This window comes from Herbidospora daliensis, assembly GCF_001570585.1.
Classification (GTDB): Bacteria; Actinomycetota; Actinomycetes; order Streptosporangiales; family Streptosporangiaceae; genus Herbidospora; species Herbidospora daliensis.
The window spans coordinates 266,383-286,464 of sequence record NZ_BBXF01000006.1 but is presented as its reverse complement, the minus strand read 5'-3'; the positions used below and the strand labels follow the sequence as shown (position 1 = coordinate 286,464).

The window sequence follows — 20,082 nt, the reverse complement described above, 5'->3', positions numbered from 1 at the left end:
GAACATTCGATCCTGTGATGCCAGCCTTAGGACACCTGGATGACGGCCAGGGACAGCGGCGGGAGGTAGAGGTCCTGGCCGGTCAGCATGATCGCGTCGTCGGAGGCCAGCAGGATCCGGCCCGGCGGCACCCTGACCGGTACCGAGGTCTCGCCCAGGTTGGCCGCGACGCGGATCGAGCCGCGTTCGATGACCACCCAGTTGCGGTCGGCGTCGTAGTCGACCCGGACCAGCTCGAAGCGGGGGTCGGCCAGGTCGGGGTGGGACTTGCGCAGGGCGATCAGGTCGCGGTACCAGCCGAGCAGGGCGGCGTGTTCCTCCTCGGTGTTCTCGGCCCAGTCGAGTTTCGAGCGCAGGAAGGTCTGTTCGTCCTGGGGGTCGGGGGCCTTCCAGTCGTAGCCGAAGTCGACGAACTCCTTCTCCCGGCGTTCTCCCTCGGTCGAGGAGAGGGCCGGGTCGAAGTGGTCGGTGAAGAAGTAGAACGGGGTCGAGGCGCCCCACTCCTCGCCCATGAAGAGCATGGGGGTGAAGGGCGAGGTCAGCACCAGGCCCGAGGCGACCCACAGCTGGTCGACGGTCATGCGGTCGCCGGCGGGGCGGTTGCCGATCTGGTCGTGGTTCTGCGCGCACACGACGAACCGCCAGCCGGGCAGGCCGGTCGCCGGGCGGCCGTGCGAGCGGCCGCGGAACGACGAGTAGGACCCGTCGTGGAAGTAGGCCGAGGTCAGCACCTTGGCCAGCGAGGCCGGGCCGCCGAAGTCGGCGTAGTAGGCGTGGGTCTCGCCGGTCACGTTGGCGTGGACGGCGTGGTGGACGTCGTCGTTCCAGGTCGCGTGCAGGCCGAAGCGGGTGATCAGCCCGGGGTCGTTGAGGTCGGACTCGGCGATGAGGGTGAGCGGGCGGCCCTGGATGGCCGACAGCAGCTCGACCTCGCCGGCCAGCTCCTCCAGGAAGTGCACGGCCCGCTTGTCGTGCAGGGCGTGCACGGCGTCGAGCCGCAGGCCGTCGACGTGGTAGTCGCGCAGCCACTGGAGGGCGTTGCCGATGAAGTAGCGGCGCACCTCGTCGGAGCGGGGCCCGTCGAGGTTGACCGCGTCGCCCCAGTAGGAGCCCTTGTAGTCGTGTAAATAGGGCCCGAACCGGCTCAGGTAGTTGCCCGAGGGGCCGAGGTGGTTGTAGACGACGTCGAGGATGACGCCGATGCCGTTGCGGTGGCAGGCGTCGACGAGGGTCTTCAGGCCGTCGGGGCCGCCGTAGTCCTCCCGCACCGCCCACAGGTCGACGCCGTCGTAGCCCCAGTTCCGCTTTCCCGGTACGGGCGCCACCGGCATGATCTCGATGAAGTCGACGCCCAGGTCGATGAGGTGGTCGAGCTTGGCGACGGCCGACTCGAAGGTGCCGCCGGGGGTGAACGTGCCGATGTGCAGTTCGTAGACGACCGCGCCGCGCAGGTCGCGGCCGCGCCAGTTCTGGTCGCCCCACAAAAAGTGGTCGTGGTCGTAGGCCCGGCTGGCCCCTTCGACGCCGTAGGGCTGGCGGAGGGTGCGCGGGTCGGGGAAGGGGCCGTCGCCGTCGACGTAGAGGGTGTAGTCGGCGCCGTGGGGCAGGTCGGGGCCGCGCCACCACTCGCCGTCGGCGGTCAGGTCGCGGCGTTCGCCGTCGTACTCGATCTCGACCCGTCCCGCCGCGGGGGCCCACACCTCGAACATGTTTCAGCTGCCTTCCAGGACGGCGACGGGGAATCGGGAGAGCAGGTGGGCCAGGGGCACCCGGCCGGTGTGTTCGGCACCGGTCAGCAGGCACCTCCATCGGCCGGGCGGCAACATGAGGGTGTCGCCGCCGAACCCGCCGCGCCGCTCCAGTGCGGCGGGCAGCCGCGTCGCCACGGCCACCGCCTTGTCACCGCGTGCGAAGGCGATGGCGTTACCGCCGGCCTCGATCGGTGTATAGGACTCGTTCGCCGTGAACCGGCTTCTCACACGTAGGCAGGCGGTCACGGTCTGGAGTTTCTGCCCGTCCCAGGTGTCGTCGGGGTCCTCCAGCAGGGCGCGCCGGTACGCGTAGTCGACGGGCCGGCGGTTGTCAGGGTCGACGAGGGAGAAGTCGGTGGTCTCGTTGCCCTGGTAGAGGTCGGGCACGCCCGGCATCAGCAGCTGGACGACCTTCTGGCCCAGCGAGTTGGCGCGGGCGTAGCGGTCGACGACGGCGGTGAAGGAGGCCACCGAGAAGCCGCAGACCTCGACGGCCTTGCGGCAGAAGTCGCGCAGCCCGGCCTCGTAGACCGGGTCGGGCTTGACCCACGAGATCGTGGTCTTCGCCTCGCGGGCGGCCTTGAGCAGGTAGTTCGTGAACCGGTCGACGTCGATCGGCCAGGCCGCCATGAGCGACTGCCAGGCCAGGTAGTCGAGGGCCGGGTCGAACCTGACCTGGCCGCTCCACGACTCGACCGCGTCGGCCCACACGTCGGGCAGCTCCGACAACACGGCCAGCCGCGCCCGCACGTCTTCGGACCGTTTGGTGTCGTGGGTCGACAGGGTGGTCATGGCGGTCGGGGTCATCACGGCGCAGAAGGCGTGGAACTCCTCGGGGGTGACCGAGAAGTGGTCGGGTTCGCCGCCGACCTCGTTGAGGCAGGCCAGCGGGAACCAGCGGTAGAGGGCGGTGTCTTCCACGCCCTTGGCCATGACGGGGCCGCAGGTCTGCTGGAAGCGGGTCACGGCCTCGGCGGGGCCGTACAACACCTGGTGGGCGACGCGGGCGACGGCGCCGGGGTCGGTGCGGCGGCCCGCCTCGGCGGCGGCCGACTCGACGATCCTGACCGCCTCGGCCGACGGGGGTTCGCCGGGGTTGACGTAGGCGCGGTAGACGGGCATCGCGGCCAGCATCTCGACGACCGCCTCGCGCAGGCCCGGCTCGCCGAGGGCGCTTTCGAGGCGGTCGACCTCGCCCGTGAAGAACAGCGACAACACGTGCTTCTTGGCCTCGTAGCGGACCGCGTCGTAGTCGGCGGAGACGCCGGTGCGCTGGGTGAAGGTCTTGACCAGCTTGTCGGCGCCCGCCGGGTCGACGAACAGCCGGGTGATCGCGTTGAGGGCCTCGTAGCCGGTGGTGCCCTCGCAGGGCCAGTCGGCGGGCAGCCGCTCGCGGCCGATGACGATCTTCTCCACCCACACGGGCACGTCGGTGAAGTCGCGCAGCCGCCGCAGGTAGCCGCGGGGGTCGGCGAGGCCGTCGGGGTGGTCGACCCGCAGCCCGTCGATCACCCCCTCGTCGATCAGGTCGAGGGTGACCCGGTGGGTGGCCTCGAACACCTCGTTGTCCTCGACCCGCAGGCCGATCAGCGACGAGACGTCGAAGAACCGCCGGTAGCCCGGCGGCTCGGTCCACGGGACGAGGCGGTAGTGCTGCGCGGCGAGCAGCTCGCCGAGCGGCAGCCCCTCGGTGCCGGGCCGCAGCGGGAACTCGTGGTCCCAGTAGCGCAGCACCTCGCCGTCGACGGTGAACTCGGGGTTCTCGCCCAGCACCGGCAGCGCGACCGGGAAGGTCAGGTCGAACCAGGCGGCGTACGGCGACTCGGGGCCGAGCCGGAGCACCGACCAGAGCTGGGCGTTGCCCGACTCGGGCACCGGCACCGTCATGTGGTTGGGCACGATGTCGGCGACGATGCGGAAGCCCTGCCCGGCCAGCTTGCGCAGCCCGTCGGCGCCGCCGAACTCGGCGCGCACGCGCGAGTGGTCGGTGACGTCGTAGCCGTGCTGCGACCCGGCGACCGCCTGGAGCGTCGGCGACAGGTAGAGTCCGCCGACGCCGAGACGGCGCAGGTAACCGGTCAGCTCGGACAGCTCGCCGAAGCCGAATTCAGGCGTGAGCTGGACACGGTAGGTCGACGTCACGAATGGCCCCTTACCCCGCTCCTCAGCGGGCAGAAACGTCACAAGCGGCGCAGAACCCGCACGGACCGTCCGGCGACCGGCACCGCCTCGCCGGCCCGGCACATCCGGGTGCCGGTCGCGATCGGCATCGCGGTGTCGAGTTCGGTCTCCCACATCTCGCCGTAGTCGCTGGGGATGGTGAACTCGATCGCCTCGTAGTGGGCGTTGAAGAGCAGCAGGAACGAGTCGTCGACGATGCGCCGGCCCCGGCTGTCGGGCTCGGTGATCGCCTCGCCGTTGAGGAACACCGCCAGCGCCTTGGCGTAGCCGTTGTTCCAGTCCTGATCCTCCATCTCGGTGCCCGAGGGGGTCAGCCAGGCGATGTCCGACAGGGAGTCGCCGGAGCCGCGGACCGGGCGGCCGTAGAAGAACCGCCGCCGCCGGAACACCGGGTGCTCGCGGCGCAGCTTGGAGATGCGCCGGGTGAAGTCGAGGAAGAGCCAGTTCTCGGTCCAGTCGACCCAGGCGATCTCGTTGTCCTGGCAGTAGGCGTTGTTGTTGCCGCCCTGCGTGCGGCCGAGCTCGTCGCCGTGGGAGAGCATCGGCACGCCCTGCGACAGGAACAGCGTCGCCAGGAAGTTGCGTTTCTGCTGCTCGCGCAGCTGCGCGACCGGCCCGGTCGCGGGGCCCTCGACCCCGCAGTTCCACGACCGGTTGTCGTTCGCGCCGTCGCGGTTCTCCTCGCCGTTGGCCTCGTTGTGCTTGTCGTTGTACGAGACCAGGTCCTCCAGCGTGAACCCGTCGTGGCACGTGACGAAGTTGATGGAGGCCGCCGGGCGGCGGGAGTCGAGCTGGTAGAGGTCGCTCGACCCGGTGAGCCGGGAGGCGAACTCGGGCAGCCGGGCGGGCTCGCCGCGCCAGACGTCGCGGATGGTGTCGCGGTACTGCCCGTTCCACTCGGTCCAGCGGGCCGGGAAGTTGCCGACCTGGTAGCCGCCGGGGCCGACGTCCCAGGGCTCGGCGATCAGCTTGACCTGCGAGAGCACCGGGTCCTGCTGGACGAGGTCGAAGAACGCCGACAGCCGGTCGACGTCGTGCAGCTCCCGGGCGAGCGAGGAGGCGAGGTCGAAGCGGAAGCCGTCGACGTGCATCTCGGTGACCCAGTAGCGCAGCGAGTCCATGATCAACTGGAGGGCGTGGGGCGAGCGCATGAGCAGGCTGTTGCCGGTGCCCGTGGTGTCCATGTAGTAGCGGTTGTCGCTCTCGACCAGCCGGTAGTAGTTGGCGTTGTCGATGCCGCGCATGCTGAGCGTCGGCCCGAGGTGGTTGCCCTCGGCCGTGTGGTTGTAGACGACGTCGAGGATGACCTCGATGCCGGCCTCGTGCAGCGCCTTGACCATGGCCTTGAACTCCAGCACCTGCCCGCCGCGCTCCCCCGAGGAGGAGTAGGCGTTGTGGGGGGCGAAGAACCCGATGGTGTTGTAGCCCCAGTAGTTCGACAGGCCGCGCTTCTCGAGGATGTGGTCGGTGACGAACTGGTGGATCGGCATCAGCTCGATCGCGGTGACCCCGAGCGAGGTCAGGTGGTCGATGATCGCCGGGTGGCCGATGGCGGCGTAGCTGCCCTTGATCCGGTCGGGCACCCCCGGGTGGCGGATCGTCAGGCCCCTGACGTGGGCCTCGTAGATGACCGTGTCGTGGTAGGGCGTCTGCGGCGGCCGGTCGTGGCCCCAGCCGAAGAACGGGTTGATGACGACGCTGCGCGGCACGTAGGGCGCCGAGTCGCTGTCGTCGCGGCTGGCCGGGTCGCCGAAGGTGTAGCCGTAGACCGCCTGGTCCCAGGTCACCGAGCCCTCGATGGCCTTGGCGTAGGGGTCGATCAGCAGTTTGCGCGGGTTGCAGCGTTGCCCCTGCTTGGGGTCGTAGGGGCCGTGGACGCGGTAGCCGTAGCGCTGCCCCGGCTGGATGCCCGGCAGGTAGCAGTGCCAGACGTGGCCCTCGACCTCGGAGAGGGTCACGCACTCCTCGTTGCCGTCGTCGTCGAACAGGCAGAGGTCGACCCGATCGGCGACCTCGGAGAAGAGCGCGAAGTTGGTGCCCGCGCCGTCATATGTCGCGCCGAGCGGATAAGGATCCCCCGGCCAGATCTCTCGCATCTTCATATGCTCCATCGCGGGGACTCTCTTTGCCCGCATATCGCGAGTTACTCCCACGGGCCGGGAAAACCTCGGTTTCGTGGGGAAACGGACGCGTTACAAACCAGCAACAACCTGGCAGAACAATCTTGTATGGACAGTAGCGAGGTGCGCTTCCTTGAAGTCCACGGATACAGGCGGGCCTACCGGATAGCCGGGGCGGGGCCGCCTCTGCTGCTGATCCACGGCATCGCCGACAGCTCCGAGACGTGGAAGCCCGTCATCGACATGCTGGCCGAGCACCACACCGTGATCGCCCCCGACCTCCTCGGCCACGGCGACTCCGACCGCCCCCGCGCCGACTACTCCGTGGCCGCCTACGCCTGCGGCATGCGCGACCTGCTCGGCGTCCTGGGCGTCGACGAGGTGACCGTGGTCGGCCACTCCCTCGGCGGCGGCATCGCGATGCAGTTCGCCTACCAGTTCCCCGAACGCTGCGAGCGCATGGTCCTGGTGAGCAGCGGCGGCGTCGGCCGCGAGGTCCACCCCCTGCTCCGGCTCGCCACCGGCCCGCTCGCCGCCGAGACCGGCCTCGCCGTCGCCACCTCGCCCCCCGTCCAGCAGCTGGTACGCCTGGCCGCCCCCCTGCTGAAGCGCGGCCTGCGGATGGGCCCCGACTTCGATCACGTGCTGGCCCGCTACCAGGGGCTGACCAGCATGACCGCCCGGCAGGCGTTCCTGCGCACCCTGCGGGCCGGCGTCGACATGCGCGGGCAGGTGATCACCATGCTCGACCGCTGCTACCTGACGGCCGGCATGCCCACCCTGATCATCTGGGGCGCCAACGACACGGTGATCCCGGCGACCCACGCGTCGGTCGCCCACCAGGCCATGCCCGGCAGCAGGCTGGCCGTCTTCCCCCAGACCGGCCACTTCCCCCACCACGACCAGCCCGAGCGTTTCGTCGAGACGGTCGTCGACTTCGTCAAGACGACCCACCCCCAGCGGTACGACCAGGAGAAGTGGCGCGAGTTCCTGCGCACCGGCCACACCTTCCCCCCGGAGACCTCCAGCGGCAGCTAGCGCAGCACGTCGAGGGCGAGCCTGATCCGCCGCCCGGTGATCGTCGGGCCGTGGGCGGTCGCGAGGGCGGTCAGCTCCATGGCGGCGAGCTGGTCGACGTACCCGCCGAAGACCACCGGGTCGAGCCACGCCCGCCAGGGGCTCAGGCCCGACGCGAAGCGGTCGACCGACTCCAGGTGCTCGTCGGCGGGCAGGTCGGCGGCGTTGGCCGTGGGGTGGGGCACCACCGCGCCGAAGCAGTCGGCCGACCAGTAGACGCCGGTGCGGCCGTCGTAGAGGCCCAGGGTGGCCGAGGCGTCGTAGAGGGGCGGGCGGACCGCCGTCAGGGTGCGGCCGGCCACCGTCCAGGTCTCGCCGTCGCGGATGTGCCGGATCCGGCGGCGCGGGTCGAGCGGCGGGTGGCGCAGGCGGCCGGTCACCAGGGTGGCGCGGGGGCAGGTCTCCAGGGCGGCGGTCAGGTTGCCGACGTGGTCGGCGTCGTCGTGGCTGACGAAGATCCAGCGGACGTCTCCCGGGTCGACCACGGAGAACACGTCCTCGCGCCACTGGTCGGCGTGGACGGCCGAGCCGGTGTCCACCAGCACCGGCTCCCGGCCCGTGATCACCATCGTGTTGACGAAGCCGAACCCGTCGGCGGCCGGGACGAGGCGTGGCACCAGCGTGGTGTCGGGGGCGATGCGATGCGGTTCGAGCATGGGGTCCAGCGTCGCGGCTCCGGCTTGGCCGTTTCTTGCCGGGCACTTGGCCGCCGGGCGCTCAGTGCGGCATGCCGGCCCGGCGGGCGAACTCGTCGGCCGACCTCCGCAACGCGGCGGAGTCGCGGCCCAGCACGTCGGCCAGGCGGGCCAGGCAGCGGTCGGCCACCGCCCAGCCGAGCACCCGCCCGGCGCAGACCTCCAGGTGCGGGTAGAGGGCGCGGGCCGCCTCCCGGTCGTCGAAGGCCACGATGAGCTCGGTGAGCATGTCGGGCACGATCCGGTAGGCGAGGTCGCCGACCAGCACGGCGAAGCCGTCGCGCGACAGGGCGGCGAACAGCTCCCTCGACTCCTCCTCCCGGCCGACGTCGAGCAGCAGGGCGCAGCGCAGGATCGTCCACATCTGCTCTTCGTGCTCGATCTTCAGCGCCCCCGCCGAGTCGCCCTCGGCGCGCAGCCGCAGGGCGCGCATCAGGTCGGCGCGGGACTTCGGGCCCCGGCCGCCCTCCGGGTGGGCGCGGGCGGCCTCCGCCGCCTCGGCCTCGGCCAGGGCCAGGTCGCCGAGCATGTACGCCCGGATCGCCGCCTGCCAGGCCGCCAGGCCCACCAGGGCGGGGCGGCGCAGGTCGGCGGCGGTCCGGCGCAGCCAGTCGAGGATCGGCCGGCCCTCGTCGAAGCGGCCCTGGGTGAACAGCTCGACGTACCAGGCCTCCTGGACCAGCCACTCGTCGACCAGGTCGACGCCGACGCCGCGCATCCGGTCGAGCAGCACGGCCCGCTCCTCGACGGGGGCGACGCCTCGGGACAGGAGTTCGGCCGCGCTCAGCGCCCGCAGCAGCGAACGGTCGTCGGGGGCCTCCTCGATGGCCTGGGCGGCCAGGGCGCGGCTGTCGTCCATCGGGCGGGTGAAGGCGCCGATGATCGCCGAGGCCGACAGGAGCATGGAGCGCCAGCGCGCGCCCGCCCCGGCCAGGGCCCGGTCGATGCGCTCGACCAGGACGGCGGTGGCGTTCAGCTCCTCGTACATGGCCCAGACCAGCGGGTCGGAGAAGCCCAGCGCGGCGCGGGCGAGGCGTTCGCCGTCGCCCAGTTCGTCGGCGACGGCGACGGCCTCGTCCAATACCGGGTGGACCCGGGAGTTGAGGCCCGCCACGGTCAGCGCCTCGGCCAGCTCGATCAGCAGGTCGCAGCGGAGCGCCAGGTCGGTGACGGGCAGCTGGCCCGTGAGGGCCACGGCGTGCTCCAGGTGGACGGCGGCGTCCTCGTGGGCGAACTGGCCGGCGGCGTGCCGGGCGGCGGCGCGGGCGTAGGTGACGGCCTTGGCGGCCAGGCCCGAGATGACCAGGCCCTCGCGGTAGTGGTAGGCCAGCTCCCCGGGCTGGGTGCCGCGGGCTTCGAGCACGGCCGCGACCCGGGCGTGCATGCGGCGGCGGCGCAGCGGGGCCAGCCCGTCGCGCAGCACGTCGCGCACGATGTCGTGGCTGAAGGTGTAGCCCAGGCGAGTCGTCTCCGGGAAGAACTGCCGCTCGGTCAGCAGCCGGGCCTGCACCGCCGCGTCGAGCACGTCGAGCACCTGGTCCTGCGGCAGGTCCAGCACGTCGAGCAGCACGCCCAGCTCGGTCTCCCGGCCGATCAGCGCAGCGGCGCTCAGCACGTCGTGGGCGCCCGGCGGCAGCGCGGCCAGCCGTCCGCGCAGCACCTCGGCCATCGCGCCCGGGGAGTCGCCCAGGCCCAGGAAGAACGGGTTGCCGCCGGTCCGCCGCAGCTCCACCCCGGCCCGCAGCGGGTCGCCGCCCGAGCGGGCCAGGTATTCGGCCACCGCGTCCTCGGGCAGCCCGCCCAGGGTCACGCCCTCGACGTGGGGCAGCCGGCGCAGCGCCGCCAGCGCGCGGGCCAGCGGCTCGCCCACCTCGGTGTCGCGGTAGGTCGCCAGCACGGTCAGCCCCGGGCACGAACGCGTGGTGGCCAGGAAGTCGAGCAGGCGCAACGAGGCGGCGTCGGCCCACTGGAGGTCGTCGAGCACGACCACCGCCGGGCCGGCCGCGTTGACCAGGCGGGCGACGGCCTCGTACATGGGGAACTCGCCGGTGGCGGCGGTGATCTCGGCGAGCTCGCCGTCGCGGCCGGTCAGTTCGCGCAGCGCCGTCACCCACGGCCAGAACGGCGGCGCGCCGCCGCCGTCCCAGCACCGGCCGACGACCGCCCGCGCGCCCGTCGCACTCGTCGCCTGGTGGGCGGCGGCCTCCACCAGGCTCGTCTTGCCGATGCCGGGCTCCCCGGCGACCAGCACGATCCGGTGGCCCGGCGCCTCGACGGCGGCCGCCAGCCGGGCCAGTTCGGCCGAGCGGCCCAGGATCTCCGCCGCGGGGGGCGGCGCGGCCACCCGCACGGCGATCGTCGGCGAGAGCGCGGCGTCCTGGGCCAGGATGCGCGCCTCCAGCTCGCGGGTGCGCGGCTCGGGGTCGAGGCCCAGTTCGTCGATCAGCAGCCGCCGCCCCTCGGCCAGCAGGGCGAGCGCGTCGGCCTGGCGGCCCGCCTGGTAGAGGGCGTGCGCGGCGTGTCTCCTGACCCGTTCTCTCGTCGGGTACGCCGCCACCAGCCGCACCAGCCCGGGGACCAGCTCCGAGCCCCGGCCCAGAGCCAGGTCGGCCTCGTTGGCCTCCTCGACGACCGTCAGCCGCAGTTCGTCGAGCGCCACGCGCTCCTCCCGCGCCCAGGGGAGGTTCTCGAACCCGGTCAGCGCGTCGCCGCGCCACTCGCTCAGGGCCAGCCGGAACTCCCGGGCCGCCTTCGCGGCGTCGCCCGCCGCGAGCAGCCGCCGCCCCTCGTCGACCCGCCCGTTGACCCGGCGCAGGTCGACGTCGCCGTCGGGGATGTCGAGCGCGTAGCCGCCGGCCCGCCCGACCAGCACGGCCGCGGCCCCCCGGCGCGACCGGCCCGGTTCGAGCACCCGCCGCAACTTCGAGATGTACGCCTGCACCGTGTTCACCGCGCTGACCGGCGGGTCCTCGTCCCACAGGGCGTCGATGATCCGCGTCACGGTCACCGGCCGGGGTGAGGCCAGCAGGCACAACGCCAGCACCGACCGCTGTTGGAGCGGTCCGATGTCAAGGGCGGCGCCGTCGGCGCCGATCACCGAGATGGGCCCGAGCACCCGGAATTCCATTGGGGGATGCTACCGAAAATAGGGCTAATGTCCGGCTCTGCGAAGCAGGCGGCGCGCCGGTCGCGGACCGGTCGTGCGCAACCAGATCTGGATGGCCGCGCCGCCGAGCGGCGACCGGTCGACCTTGAGGTGGCCGCCGGTCGACTCGGCCAGCCGGCGGGCGATGTCGAGCCCCAGACCCGTCGACCCCGCGCCGCTGTGGCCGCGCTCCAGCGCGCCCGCCGGATCGTCGATGCCCGGCCCGGCGTCGGCGATCAGGATGCCGACCATGCCGGAGCCCTGGTGGAGGGTGACGGTGAACGCGGTGCGTTCGGGGGTGTGCCGGAACACGTTGCCGAGGGTGGCGTCGATGACGGCGCTCAGGTCGGCCGCCGCGACGGGCACCTTGGCGGGCTCCTCGGCGCCGTACAGATCCCACGGCCGGCCCTGGTCTTCGGCCAGCGCCGACCAGAAGGCCAGCCGCTCCGTCAGCACCGCGGCGGCGTCGCAGCCCTGCACCGGGCGGGAGGGCCGTCGCGCGGTCTCGATGATGGCGTCGACCTCGCGTTCGAGCCGGTCGACCTGCTCGGCGGCCGGGCCGTGGCTGCCGACGTGCAGGCGCAGGGCGGTGAGCGGGGTGCGCAGCCTATGGGACAGGTCGGCGGCGAGCTCCCGCTCGGCCGCGAGCAGCCCGGCGACCTGGTCGGCCATGGTGTTGAACGCCTGCCCGGCGGCCACCAGCTCCGGCGGCCCGGCCGGGGCAATGCGCACCGACAGGTCTCCCGCGCCCAGGGCGCTCGCGGCAGCGCCCAGCGACCGGGTCGCCCGCACCATCCGCGACCCCAGCCGGTCGGCCACCACGACCGAGCCCGCGACCAGCGCGACGGCCACCCCCGTGAGCACCGCCCACGAGGCCGCCACTCCCCTGCTGAGGGCGGCGTCGGGGACGTACACCTCGATGACCGCCCTGCCTCCCCGGTCGAGCGCGACCGGGCGGAGCAGCGCGAACCCGCCCGCGACCCTGATCGTCTGCGCCCGCGCGGTGGCGGGGTCGAGCCCGCCGACCCGGCTGACCCCGACCGAGCCGCCGTCGAGGTGCACGGCCAGCCGGCTCGCACCCCCGGCGGCGGTGCTGGCCAGCGCCGGTTCGAGGCGTTCGGGGTCGGTGGTGACGACGAGCGCCGGCACGATCATGCTGGCCTGGCGTTCGGCGTCGTTCAGCGCCCGGCTCTCGGCGGCCTGCTTGACGGCGGCGGCCAGCGGGATCAGGAACGCGAGCGCGACCATGGCCGTCACGGCGACGGCGACGAGCGCCAGGCTCCTGCGCATGAGACAGGAATATAAGGCAGACGCCGACCCCGTCTGGAGGCCCTCCTTGCGGCGCACATCGCCAACTCCCACAGCGACAACTGGTGCGCGCTCGGCCGGACCGTCACCCGCGCAACTCTGGAACGAGCCGACCCGGTTCAACCTGGAGCTCATCGACCCCGGCACCTGGCAGTACATCGCCCCGGCAGCTCCACACGGTCACCTGGACGGCGCACCGCACCAACGTCGTTTGCGGTTCGCCGTGGTCGAACGGTTCACCCACGCGCACCGCGCCCACGTCGAACTCAACGACGCCACGGTGCGGTGCGCCTACTGAGGTGCGCTCAGCCGGACCCCGACCCCCCGCACCGTGTGCAGGTAACGCGGGCTCGACGCGCTCTCGCCGAGCTTGCGCCGCAACCACGACAAATGGACGTCGATCGTCTGGTCGTCGCCGTACGACTGCCGCCAGACCTCGGTCAGCAGTTCCTTGCGCGAGACGACCCGGTCGGGCCTCGCTCCCAGATAGGCCAGCAGGTCGAACTCGCGGCGGGTCAGCTCCAGCGGCCGCCCGTCGAGCGCCGCCTCCCGCCGAGCCGTGTCGACGGTCAGCCCGCCGACGCGGATCGCCGCCGACGCCGGGACGGTCCGGGCCCGCCGCAGCACCGCCTCGATTCGGGCGTTGAGGTGGTCGCCGGAGAACGGCTTCACGAGGTAGTCGTCGGCGCCGTCCTGCAGCAGCCGGACGATCTCGGCCTCGTCGTCGCGCGCCGTGGCGATGATGACCGGCACGTCGGAGATGGCCCGCAGCATCTTCAGCGCCTCGGCCCCGTCGAGGTCGGGTAAGCCCAGGTCGAGCACGACCACGTCGGGCGGGAAGTGCGCGATGTCGCGCAGCGCGTCGAGCGCGCCGCCCGCGCTGCGCACGGCGTGGCTGCGGCCTCCCAGATCGCGGATGATCGCCGACCGGACGAACTCGTCGTCCTCCACCACCAGAACCGTCGCCATGGCCCCACACGTTACGACACGGATCAATGGTCTTTCGGGGATAATGCCGCCATATGCGTGCGATCGGGTACACCGTGGCCTGGTGCGGGGCCACCGCCCTCGCCGTGGGAGTGGCCTGGTTCGGCGTGAGCGACGTCCTGCGGACCGCCCTCGGCGACGGGGAGCCGCTGACCCCGCTGGTGGTCGCGGCCCCGGACCTGGCGTCGGGCGTCGGGCGTGACCGTCCCGTCGCACCGGAGGACGAGCCGCTCCTTTCGGCGCCCACCCCGACCCCCGCGTCGTCCGCCTCTCGTCCTTCCGAGTCCTCGGCTCCCGGAACGACTCCCGGACCGGCTCCCGGACGAACTCCGGGGCCGACTCCCCGGCCGACGTCCAAGCCGACCTCTGAACCGGCCTCCGCTCCGACTTCCGGGCCGACGTCCACACCGACTCCCGGAGCGGGGAAGAAGCCGGCGGCGACGCGGACCCCCAGCGCCCAGCAGACCGCGGGCGCGTCTCCTTCTCCGGTCGCGGACGAGAAGATGCACACCTTCACCCTCAAGGGCGGCCGGGCGACGGTCGCCGTGGGCGAGACCGACTGCCGGATCGTGTCGGCCACCCCGGCCGAGGGCTGGGAACTCCAGACGTGGACGGAGCCCTACTGGTTGCGCATCACGTTCCTGAAGGACGGCAAGGAGTCCTCGGCCTTCTGCACCTGGAACGCCCTGCCGCCGAGGCTCGACACCTACGAGACATAGGAGTCTTGTGGTGGCGTACAAAAACAAAGCATAAAAAAAGGGGCGGCCCGAGCCGCCCCTTTCGTCATTCGATGAGTTACTTCAGCGACTTCTGGTACTTCTGCAGTTCCTTCAGGTGCTTCTGGCCCGCTTCGATGATCGCGTTCGCCATCTGGACCCCCGGCCCGTAGGCCCCGCCGGCCGTCTCCTCCTGCGCCAGGGCGAGCGCGCCCTTCTGGTGCTTGATCATCAACGCCACGAAACGCTCGTCGAACACGGCTCCCGCCGACGCGGCCAGGTCGGCCATGTCCTTGTCGGAGATCAGCCCCGGCATCGGCTTGCCGCGCGGCAGCGGCTCCACCTTCCAGTCGGCCAGCCAGCCCTTCAGGGTCTCCACCTCGGGCTCGCGGGCGGCCCGGATCTCGGCGGCGAAGTCGCGGATCCACTGGTCGCCGGCGGCGGTCCCGGCCAGGCCGGTCAGGTCGTAGGCCTGCAGGTTGTGGGTGATCAAGGTCGAGGCGAAGGCCTTGTCGGTCTCGTTCGGACCGGTCTCGGCGACGGCTTCCGGCTCCTCGGTGGCCGTGGGCTCCTCGGCCGGCTCGCTCGCCTGGGGCTCCTGCGACGCCGTCACGGTGGGGATGGGAGCTGCGGAGGAAGCGGCGGCCGGGGGCGGCGTGGCGTCGGTGCCACCCTCGGAGGAGCACCCGGAGATCAGCGCCATGACCGCGACGGCGGGCAGGGCGATCCGGTGGAAGGTCGTCATGGGGCGAGACCCTACCGAAACCCGCATAAGGGAGTGTTCAGCTAAAGGGCGAACGGTTACGGAACGCCCGTATCGTGCCACTCACCGAACTCTCCTAACTCTTTCGGTCAAACCATGATGCGCTTCCGGTGCACGTGTTCTAGCCTGCGATCATGCGCAAGTGGGCGGAAAATCGATGAAAGGTTTCATCCACTTGAAACCTCTGTTGACACGCACGAAACAGTGATACGTTCTTGGGAGCGCTCCCAAGCCGCCGCGTAACACACTTCGGGCCTGAGGAGACCGGATGGCCGATCTTCCCACCCTCGCAGAGGTAGCCGCCGCTGCTGGCGTCTCCCCGGCAACCGCTTCCCGAGTCCTGACGGGCTCGGTCAGAGTGACAACAAGCACCAGGCGACAGGTCCACGACGCCATGTCGCGCCTGGGGTACGTCCGCCGGAGAGCCCCCCGGGGTTCCACCGCGCGCCGTACGGACCAGATCGTCGCCGCAGTGGTCTGTGAGCAGACGCCTCGGTTGTTCACCGAGCCGTACTACGCACGGCTGCTGTCGGCCGCCGAAGAGGTCTTCGCCGGCCACGGGGTCCCCCTCATGGTCATGACGGCCACTCCGGCGACCGCCGCGATCGCCGCTCCGCCGCTGGTGGCGGGGGCCGTCGACGGGGTGCTCCTGATCGGGGCGCGGGCCCGCCACCCGCTCGCCGTGACGCTCGCCGCCTCGGGGATCCCGGTCCGCAGTGCCGGGCGTCCGCCGGACGGCGTGGACCTCCCGTACGTCGACATGGACAATCGCGACGGAGGCCGCCAGGCCGCCGAGCACCTGCTGCTCGGCAACCGCCGGGTGATCGCCACGATCGCGGGGCCGCCGACTCTCCCGGCGGCCAGAGACCGGCTCGACGGGTTCAGGGAGACCCTCCGCGACGCGGGGGTCACCGACATGCCCGTCGCGTACGGCGACTTCACCCACGCCTCGGGCGCGCACGCCATGCAATGGCTGCTCCAACGCGCACCCAGGCTGGACGCGGTGTTCGCCGCGTCCGACGTGATGGCGGCCGGCGCGATCCAGGCGCTGCGGCGAGCCGGGCGCAAGGTGCCCGACGACGTCGCGGTGGTCGGGTTCGACGACGCCCCCATAGCCCGGCACACCTCGCCGACGCTCACCACGGTCCGCCAGCCCGTAGAGGAACAGGCGGCCCTGGCCGCCCGGATGCTCCTCATGGCGCTCGCCGAAGGCGAGTCGCCCAAGGGGAACCCCGTCCTGCCCACGGAACTGATCGTCCGTGAATCGACCTGAGCTGGCCGAAGGCGATGTCCTGACCCGTCGCTATCTGCTCCAGGAGCGGATAGCGACGGGCGGCATGTCGGTCATCTGGAAGGCGTTCGACCAGTCTCTCCAGCGGACCGTCGCCATCAAGCTGCTCGATTCGTCCCTCGACGGCGACAACCCCGGCCGGGAACTCATCCGCCGGGAGGCCAGGGCGACGGCCCGGCTGATCCACCCCGACGCCATCGAGGTCTACGACTACGGCGAAACGGTCACCCCCCGGGGACGCCTGGCCGCCTACGTCGTCATGCGCCTGCTCGAAGGCCGCTCCCTGGCCGACCGCCTGGCCGACGGCCCCCTCCACTGGGAGGAGGCCGCCGCCACGGCGGCCCGCCTGGCCCTGGTGCTCGCCGCCGCCCACGAACGCGGCATCGTGCACCGCGACGTCACGCCGGAGAACGTCCTCCTCACCCCGGAGGGCGCCAAACTGCTCGACTTCGGCATCGCCGCCTTCGCCGGCGAGGCCGACGACGAGCTGGTCAAGGACTTCGGCACGCCACCGTACGTCGCCCCCGAACGCCTCAAGGAGTTGCCCGCCGCCCCCGCGGTCGACGTCTACTCCCTGGGTGTCCTCCTGTACGAGATGCTCAAGGGCCGCCCGCCCTATCCCGAGACGACCTGGGAAGGCATCGAACAGGCCCGCCGAGACGGCCCCCCACCGGGGCCCGACGGCGTACCCGGCCTCCCCCACGAGATCGCCGCCCTCTGCCGCCGCTGTCTGTCGCCTGACCCGACAGAACGGCCCAGTGCCCGCGAGGTCGCCGCCGCCCTGACCCCCGGCGAGGCCCAGCGCGAGCCCGGCTGGGTGAAATGGGGAGCGGCGGTGGCCGGGGTGCTGGCGCTGGGCGTCCTGCTCGTCCAGCAACCCGGCACCCCCGCCGGCCTGGCCGCCGACATCACCCTGAACGTGACCCCCACGAGCCAGGCCACCGCCCGCGCCCCGGCCGACCACAGCGTCCCGGTCCTCGACCCGGCCCCGGAAACCGAGGAGCCGAAGGCGACCGACGCGGGCTCCCCGCCGATCGTGGAAGCCGAGCCCAAACCCCCGCCGAAGAGCCCGCCACCCCGGCCCACCCCGCGCCCGGGGTCGACGCTGGGCCCCATCCCGCTCGCGAGCCCGCCGCCGGGCGCCCCTTCCGTGAAGACGGCGGCGGCGGAGTTCGACCGGCTGGTGGCGGAGGGGAGGCACGCGGGGCACATCGGCGTACTGGCGGCCGACGACCTGCGGCTGGAACTCCGCAACATGATCGCCAACAACGACGCGAACGCGATCGGCAACCTGCGCACCAAACTCGACGACCGACTCAGGGAACAGGTCCTCACGCCCGCTTTCAAGACCCGCCTGGAAAGGGCCCTGGACCGGCTGTCAGCAGCCTTCGCGGCCAAGGGGACCTGAGGTTCGGAGCCTGCCCGCACTGAGCCCGGCGGCGACGCGGCGATATCCACAGGGCATGAGGGTTTGTGGACGGAGTGTCTGCGGCGCGGGGGACGATGGTTGGGCCCCGGGTGGGCGGGCCATACAGCCTCTCTTAGCGCAAAAACTGCCGCTAGACCTGAGGCCAATCAGAATGGTTTCCCCGGCCTTTCACGGTTTCCAGGGACTCTTCCGGTCATCCACCTCCTGTGGAGACCATCCTCCATGCCCCAAAACCCCCCGCCGAGAGCCCACCTAAAGCTCTGCCGACGCGCGCCAAAACCTCCGCGAGGCTTGCGGGTTCTTCCAAGGCTCCCAGTTTCGGATTTTCTGGGCTTCGAGGCTCCTGCAGAGGCTCCGGCGAGCTCTCGGGGGGTCAGCAGCGGCGGTGCCTCGCACACCACCTGCCTACTCCTCGACGAAGAAGCTGCGACGCACCAGCCGCGTGACCTGGGTGCGTGCCTACTGGCCGATATGCCGGCGGCCTGCTGCGGCCCACACACGGGCGGTCCTCCTGGCCTCCGGACTTCTGGTCTCCCAAACTCCCGGGCTCGCGGCTCGCGGGCTCTTGAGCCCTCGACGTCTCGACCCTTCCGGGCTCTCACAGCCTCCCGTTCCCCCGCCTCCCGTTCCCCCGCCTCCCGTTCCCCGGCCTCCCGTTCCCCGGCCTCCCGTTCCCCGGCCTCCCGTTTCCTGGACTCCTGGGCTCCTGGGCTCCTGGCCACTTGATCTGCCGGGCTCCCGGGCTCTCCGCCTCGCCAGCTCTTGGCTCCTGGCTCCTGGCCTCTTGGGCCGCTGGCCTGCTGGCCACTTGACCTGCCAGGCTCGCGGCTCCCGGGCTCCTGAGCGCTCACCGTCTCTACCCCCCCGGGCTCTACCGGCCTCCCGATTTCCGCCCTCTTGGACTCATAGCCTCTTGGGCTATTGGCCGCTGGGGCTCCTGGCCTCCTGACCTGCCGTGCTCCTGACCTCCCGGCCTCCCGGCCTCCCGGCCTCCCGGCCTCCTGAGCTCCCGGGCTCCTAGGCTCACGGACTTCTGAACCCTGTGGCCTCCTGGCCACCTGACCTGCCGTGCTCCCGTGCTCCCGGCCTCCCGGCCTCCCGGCCTCCCGGCCTCCTGAGCTCCTGGGCTCCTGGGCTCACGGACTTCTGAACCCTGTGGCCTCCTGGCCACCTGACCTGCCGTGCTCCCGGCCTCCCGGCCTCCCGGCCTCCCGGCCTCCTGAGCTCCTGGGCTCCTGGGCTCCTGGGCTCCTGGGCTCACGGACTTCTGAACCCTGTGGCCTCCTGGCCACCTGACCTGCCGTGCTCCTGGCCTCCCGGCCTCCTGAGCTCCTGAGCTCCCGGGCACTTGACTGTCGGGCTCTCGGCCTCGCGGGCTCTTGCGCCACTGGCCTTCTGGCCACTTGACCTGCCGGGCTCGCGGCTCCCGGGCTCCTGAGCGCTCACCGTCTCTACCCTCCGGGCTCTATCAGCCTCCCGATTTCCGCCTTCCTGGGCTCATAGCCCTATGGGCTGTTGGCCTCCGGGGCTCCTGGGCTCGCGGACTTCTGAACCCTCGGGCCTTCTGTCCAGTCGACCTGCCGGGCTCGTGGCTCCCAGGCTCCTGAGCCCTTGGCTCTCCGGCCTTCCGGGCTCTCCCGACCCCAGGTCTCCCGAGCCCCTGGCTTCCCGACTTTCAGGGCTCTCGGCCTCCGGGGCTCTGGTGTCCCGACCTTCCGAGCTCGCGGCTCCCAGGCATCTCCACCCCCGCCATCTCGGCATTCCCGGCCCTCCCGGATTTTCGAGCTCCCGAGCCACTGACGTCTCGACTTTCCGGCTCCCCCAGCCTCCTGGGTTACTGGCCCTCTAGGCTCTCGGCCTCCGGAGACTTCTGACCCCTCTGATTTCCTGGCCTCTCGGCCTTCCAGGCTCCAAGTACCTGACGGCTCGACCTTCCGAGGTCTCCTGGCCTAAGGCTCTCGGCCGCCCGGCCTTCTGAACCTTCTGGCCCCTTGGCCTCGATCTTCAGGGTCTCCCAACCTCCCGCGCTCCCGGACTCTTGACCTTCCGGCCTCCTAGGCTCCCTTTCCTGACCCCCGACCCCAGGAGGCCCTGGCGTTCCCGGGGTTCTCCGTGAGCTTCCTGCGCCATTGCAGGCTCTCGCGAGGCTCCCGCCGATGGCGGTCTCCCCCTCGCCTACACCCCAGCGCCAGCGAACCCCTCCTGCCAGCTGTCCGGCAGCGAACCGGCCCAGCGTTCCTCCTGCGCGGATCGAGGCCAACCTCGCTTCCACAGCCTGGGCACAAGAAGAAACCGACTCTGGCTTCCCCGGCCCGGAGGCGTGCGAGCGACCGACCTCACCCTCCGCTCACCCAGGGAAATGCGTGCGGGCGAGCATCGCACTCCACCCTCAGCCCACCGAGGAACGCTCAAGCGGCACCCGAGCCCCGCCAAGAAAGCGCAGGAGAGCGGCCGACACCCCATTCCCAGCCAACCGGAAAATGCGAAATAACACCATACGAACGCAAATCATGACAAAACACCCAAAGAGTGACAGACTCGCGGCTTCCACCCAAAACAACCGCCCCCCAATCTGTCACCCGCCCCGCCCAACTCCCCCCAGGACAAGAAGGCCATTCC

At 71.6% G+C, this 20,082-nt stretch carries 13 protein-coding genes; 5 read left to right on the top strand and 8 right to left on the bottom strand.

Annotated features, from left to right (window positions below; all coding sequences use genetic code 11):
* Nucleotides 1–26: 26 nt before the first annotated feature.
* From treZ to glgX, 3 genes are read right to left on the bottom strand one after another with little or no spacing between them, the layout of a single operon-like run.
* Nucleotides 27–1,709, bottom strand: a complete 1,683-nt coding sequence (gene treZ / locus AW274_RS29525) for a malto-oligosyltrehalose trehalohydrolase (RefSeq protein WP_062438781.1) — start codon at nucleotides 1,707–1,709, stop codon at nucleotides 27–29.
* A gap of 3 nt (nucleotides 1,710–1,712) precedes the next feature.
* Entirely contained in the window at nucleotides 1,713–3,893 is a 2,181-nt protein-coding gene (gene treY / locus AW274_RS29520; protein WP_063813692.1) for a malto-oligosyltrehalose synthase, read from the bottom strand.
* 38 nt (nucleotides 3,894–3,931) lie between these two features.
* Nucleotides 3,932–6,028, bottom strand: coding sequence for a glycogen debranching protein GlgX (gene glgX, locus AW274_RS29515; protein WP_062439488.1), 2,097 nt, complete (start codon nucleotides 6,026–6,028; stop codon nucleotides 3,932–3,934).
* 147 nt (nucleotides 6,029–6,175) lie between these two features.
* On the opposite strand from glgX, the gene AW274_RS29510 reads away from it, so the two are divergent.
* Nucleotides 6,176–7,090, top strand: a complete 915-nt coding sequence (locus AW274_RS29510) for an alpha/beta fold hydrolase (RefSeq protein ID WP_232320475.1) — start codon at nucleotides 6,176–6,178, stop codon at nucleotides 7,088–7,090.
* Here AW274_RS29510 and AW274_RS29505 read toward each other — a convergent pair.
* The 3 genes from AW274_RS29505 to AW274_RS29495 all read right to left on the bottom strand — a co-directional run bounded on the left by AW274_RS29505 (nucleotide 7,087) and on the right by AW274_RS29495 (nucleotide 12,259).
* Complete coding sequence (locus AW274_RS29505; protein ID WP_062438774.1) at nucleotides 7,087–7,785, bottom strand: oxygen-binding di-iron domain-containing protein; 699 nt, start codon at nucleotides 7,783–7,785, stop codon at nucleotides 7,087–7,089. The genes AW274_RS29510 and AW274_RS29505 overlap by 4 nt on opposite strands.
* Nucleotides 7,786–7,846: 61 nt before the next feature.
* Nucleotides 7,847–10,951, bottom strand: a complete 3,105-nt coding sequence (locus AW274_RS42745; protein WP_062438771.1) for an ATP-binding protein — start codon at nucleotides 10,949–10,951, stop codon at nucleotides 7,847–7,849.
* 24 nt (nucleotides 10,952–10,975) lie between these two features.
* The gene (locus AW274_RS29495; protein ID WP_062438768.1) at nucleotides 10,976–12,259 is read right to left on the bottom strand and encodes a sensor histidine kinase; all 1,284 of its coding nucleotides are present in this window, start codon (nucleotides 12,257–12,259) and stop codon (nucleotides 10,976–10,978) included.
* Between the two features lie 46 nt (nucleotides 12,260–12,305).
* On the opposite strand from AW274_RS29495, the gene AW274_RS40650 reads away from it, so the two are divergent.
* Entirely contained in the window at nucleotides 12,306–12,575 is a 270-nt protein-coding gene (locus AW274_RS40650) for a hypothetical protein (RefSeq protein WP_157520792.1), read from the top strand.
* Here the strand turns inward: AW274_RS40650 and AW274_RS29490 are convergent.
* Nucleotides 12,569–13,246 carry a response regulator transcription factor gene (locus tag AW274_RS29490; protein WP_062438765.1) on the bottom strand — a complete coding sequence of 226 codons (678 nt, stop codon included), beginning with the start codon at nucleotides 13,244–13,246 and terminating at the stop codon, nucleotides 12,569–12,571. The genes AW274_RS40650 and AW274_RS29490 overlap by 7 nt on opposite strands.
* Nucleotides 13,247–13,299: 53 nt before the next feature.
* Here AW274_RS29490 and AW274_RS40645 point away from each other — a divergent pair, with 53 nt between their 5' ends.
* The gene (locus tag AW274_RS40645) at nucleotides 13,300–13,983 is read left to right on the top strand and encodes a hypothetical protein (RefSeq protein WP_157520791.1); all 684 of its coding nucleotides are present in this window, start codon (nucleotides 13,300–13,302) and stop codon (nucleotides 13,981–13,983) included.
* 76 nt (nucleotides 13,984–14,059) lie between these two features.
* On the opposite strand, the gene AW274_RS29480 is transcribed toward AW274_RS40645, so the two are convergent.
* Nucleotides 14,060–14,725, bottom strand: a complete 666-nt coding sequence (locus AW274_RS29480; RefSeq protein ID WP_062438755.1) for a DUF305 domain-containing protein — start codon at nucleotides 14,723–14,725, stop codon at nucleotides 14,060–14,062.
* A gap of 286 nt (nucleotides 14,726–15,011) precedes the next feature.
* On the opposite strand from AW274_RS29480, the gene AW274_RS29475 reads away from it, so the two are divergent.
* Together AW274_RS29475 and AW274_RS29470 are read left to right on the top strand one after the other, a co-directional pair.
* Nucleotides 15,012–16,016, top strand: a complete 1,005-nt coding sequence (locus AW274_RS29475; protein ID WP_062438750.1) for a LacI family DNA-binding transcriptional regulator — start codon at nucleotides 15,012–15,014, stop codon at nucleotides 16,014–16,016.
* On the top strand, nucleotides 16,003–17,442 hold the full coding sequence (locus tag AW274_RS29470; protein WP_157520790.1) for a serine/threonine-protein kinase: 1,440 nt from the start codon (nucleotides 16,003–16,005) through the stop codon (nucleotides 17,440–17,442). Before AW274_RS29475 ends, AW274_RS29470 begins: the two co-directional genes overlap by 14 nt.
* The last annotated feature ends 2,640 nt before the right edge of the window (nucleotides 17,443–20,082 follow it).

Coding starts and splice junctions, on each gene's coding strand:
- AW274_RS29490 (WP_062438765.1), bottom strand. CDS start 13,246: ATGGCGACGGTTCTGGTGGTGGAGGACGACGAGTTCGTCCGGTCGGCG.
- glgX (WP_062439488.1), bottom strand. CDS start 6,028: ATGCGAGAGATCTGGCCGGGGGATCCTTATCCGCTCGGCGCGACATAT.
- AW274_RS29475 (WP_062438750.1), top strand. CDS start 15,012: ATGGCCGATCTTCCCACCCTCGCAGAGGTAGCCGCCGCTGCTGGCGTC.
- AW274_RS42745 (WP_062438771.1), bottom strand. CDS start 10,951: ATGGAATTCCGGGTGCTCGGGCCCATCTCGGTGATCGGCGCCGACGGC.
- treZ (WP_062438781.1), bottom strand. CDS start 1,709: ATGTTCGAGGTGTGGGCCCCCGCGGCGGGACGGGTCGAGATCGAGTAC.
- AW274_RS29495 (WP_062438768.1), bottom strand. CDS start 12,259: ATGCGCAGGAGCCTGGCGCTCGTCGCCGTCGCCGTGACGGCCATGGTC.
- AW274_RS29505 (WP_062438774.1), bottom strand. CDS start 7,785: ATGCTCGAACCGCATCGCATCGCCCCCGACACCACGCTGGTGCCACGC.
- AW274_RS40645 (WP_157520791.1), top strand. CDS start 13,300: ATGCGTGCGATCGGGTACACCGTGGCCTGGTGCGGGGCCACCGCCCTC.
- AW274_RS29480 (WP_062438755.1), bottom strand. CDS start 14,725: ATGACGACCTTCCACCGGATCGCCCTGCCCGCCGTCGCGGTCATGGCG.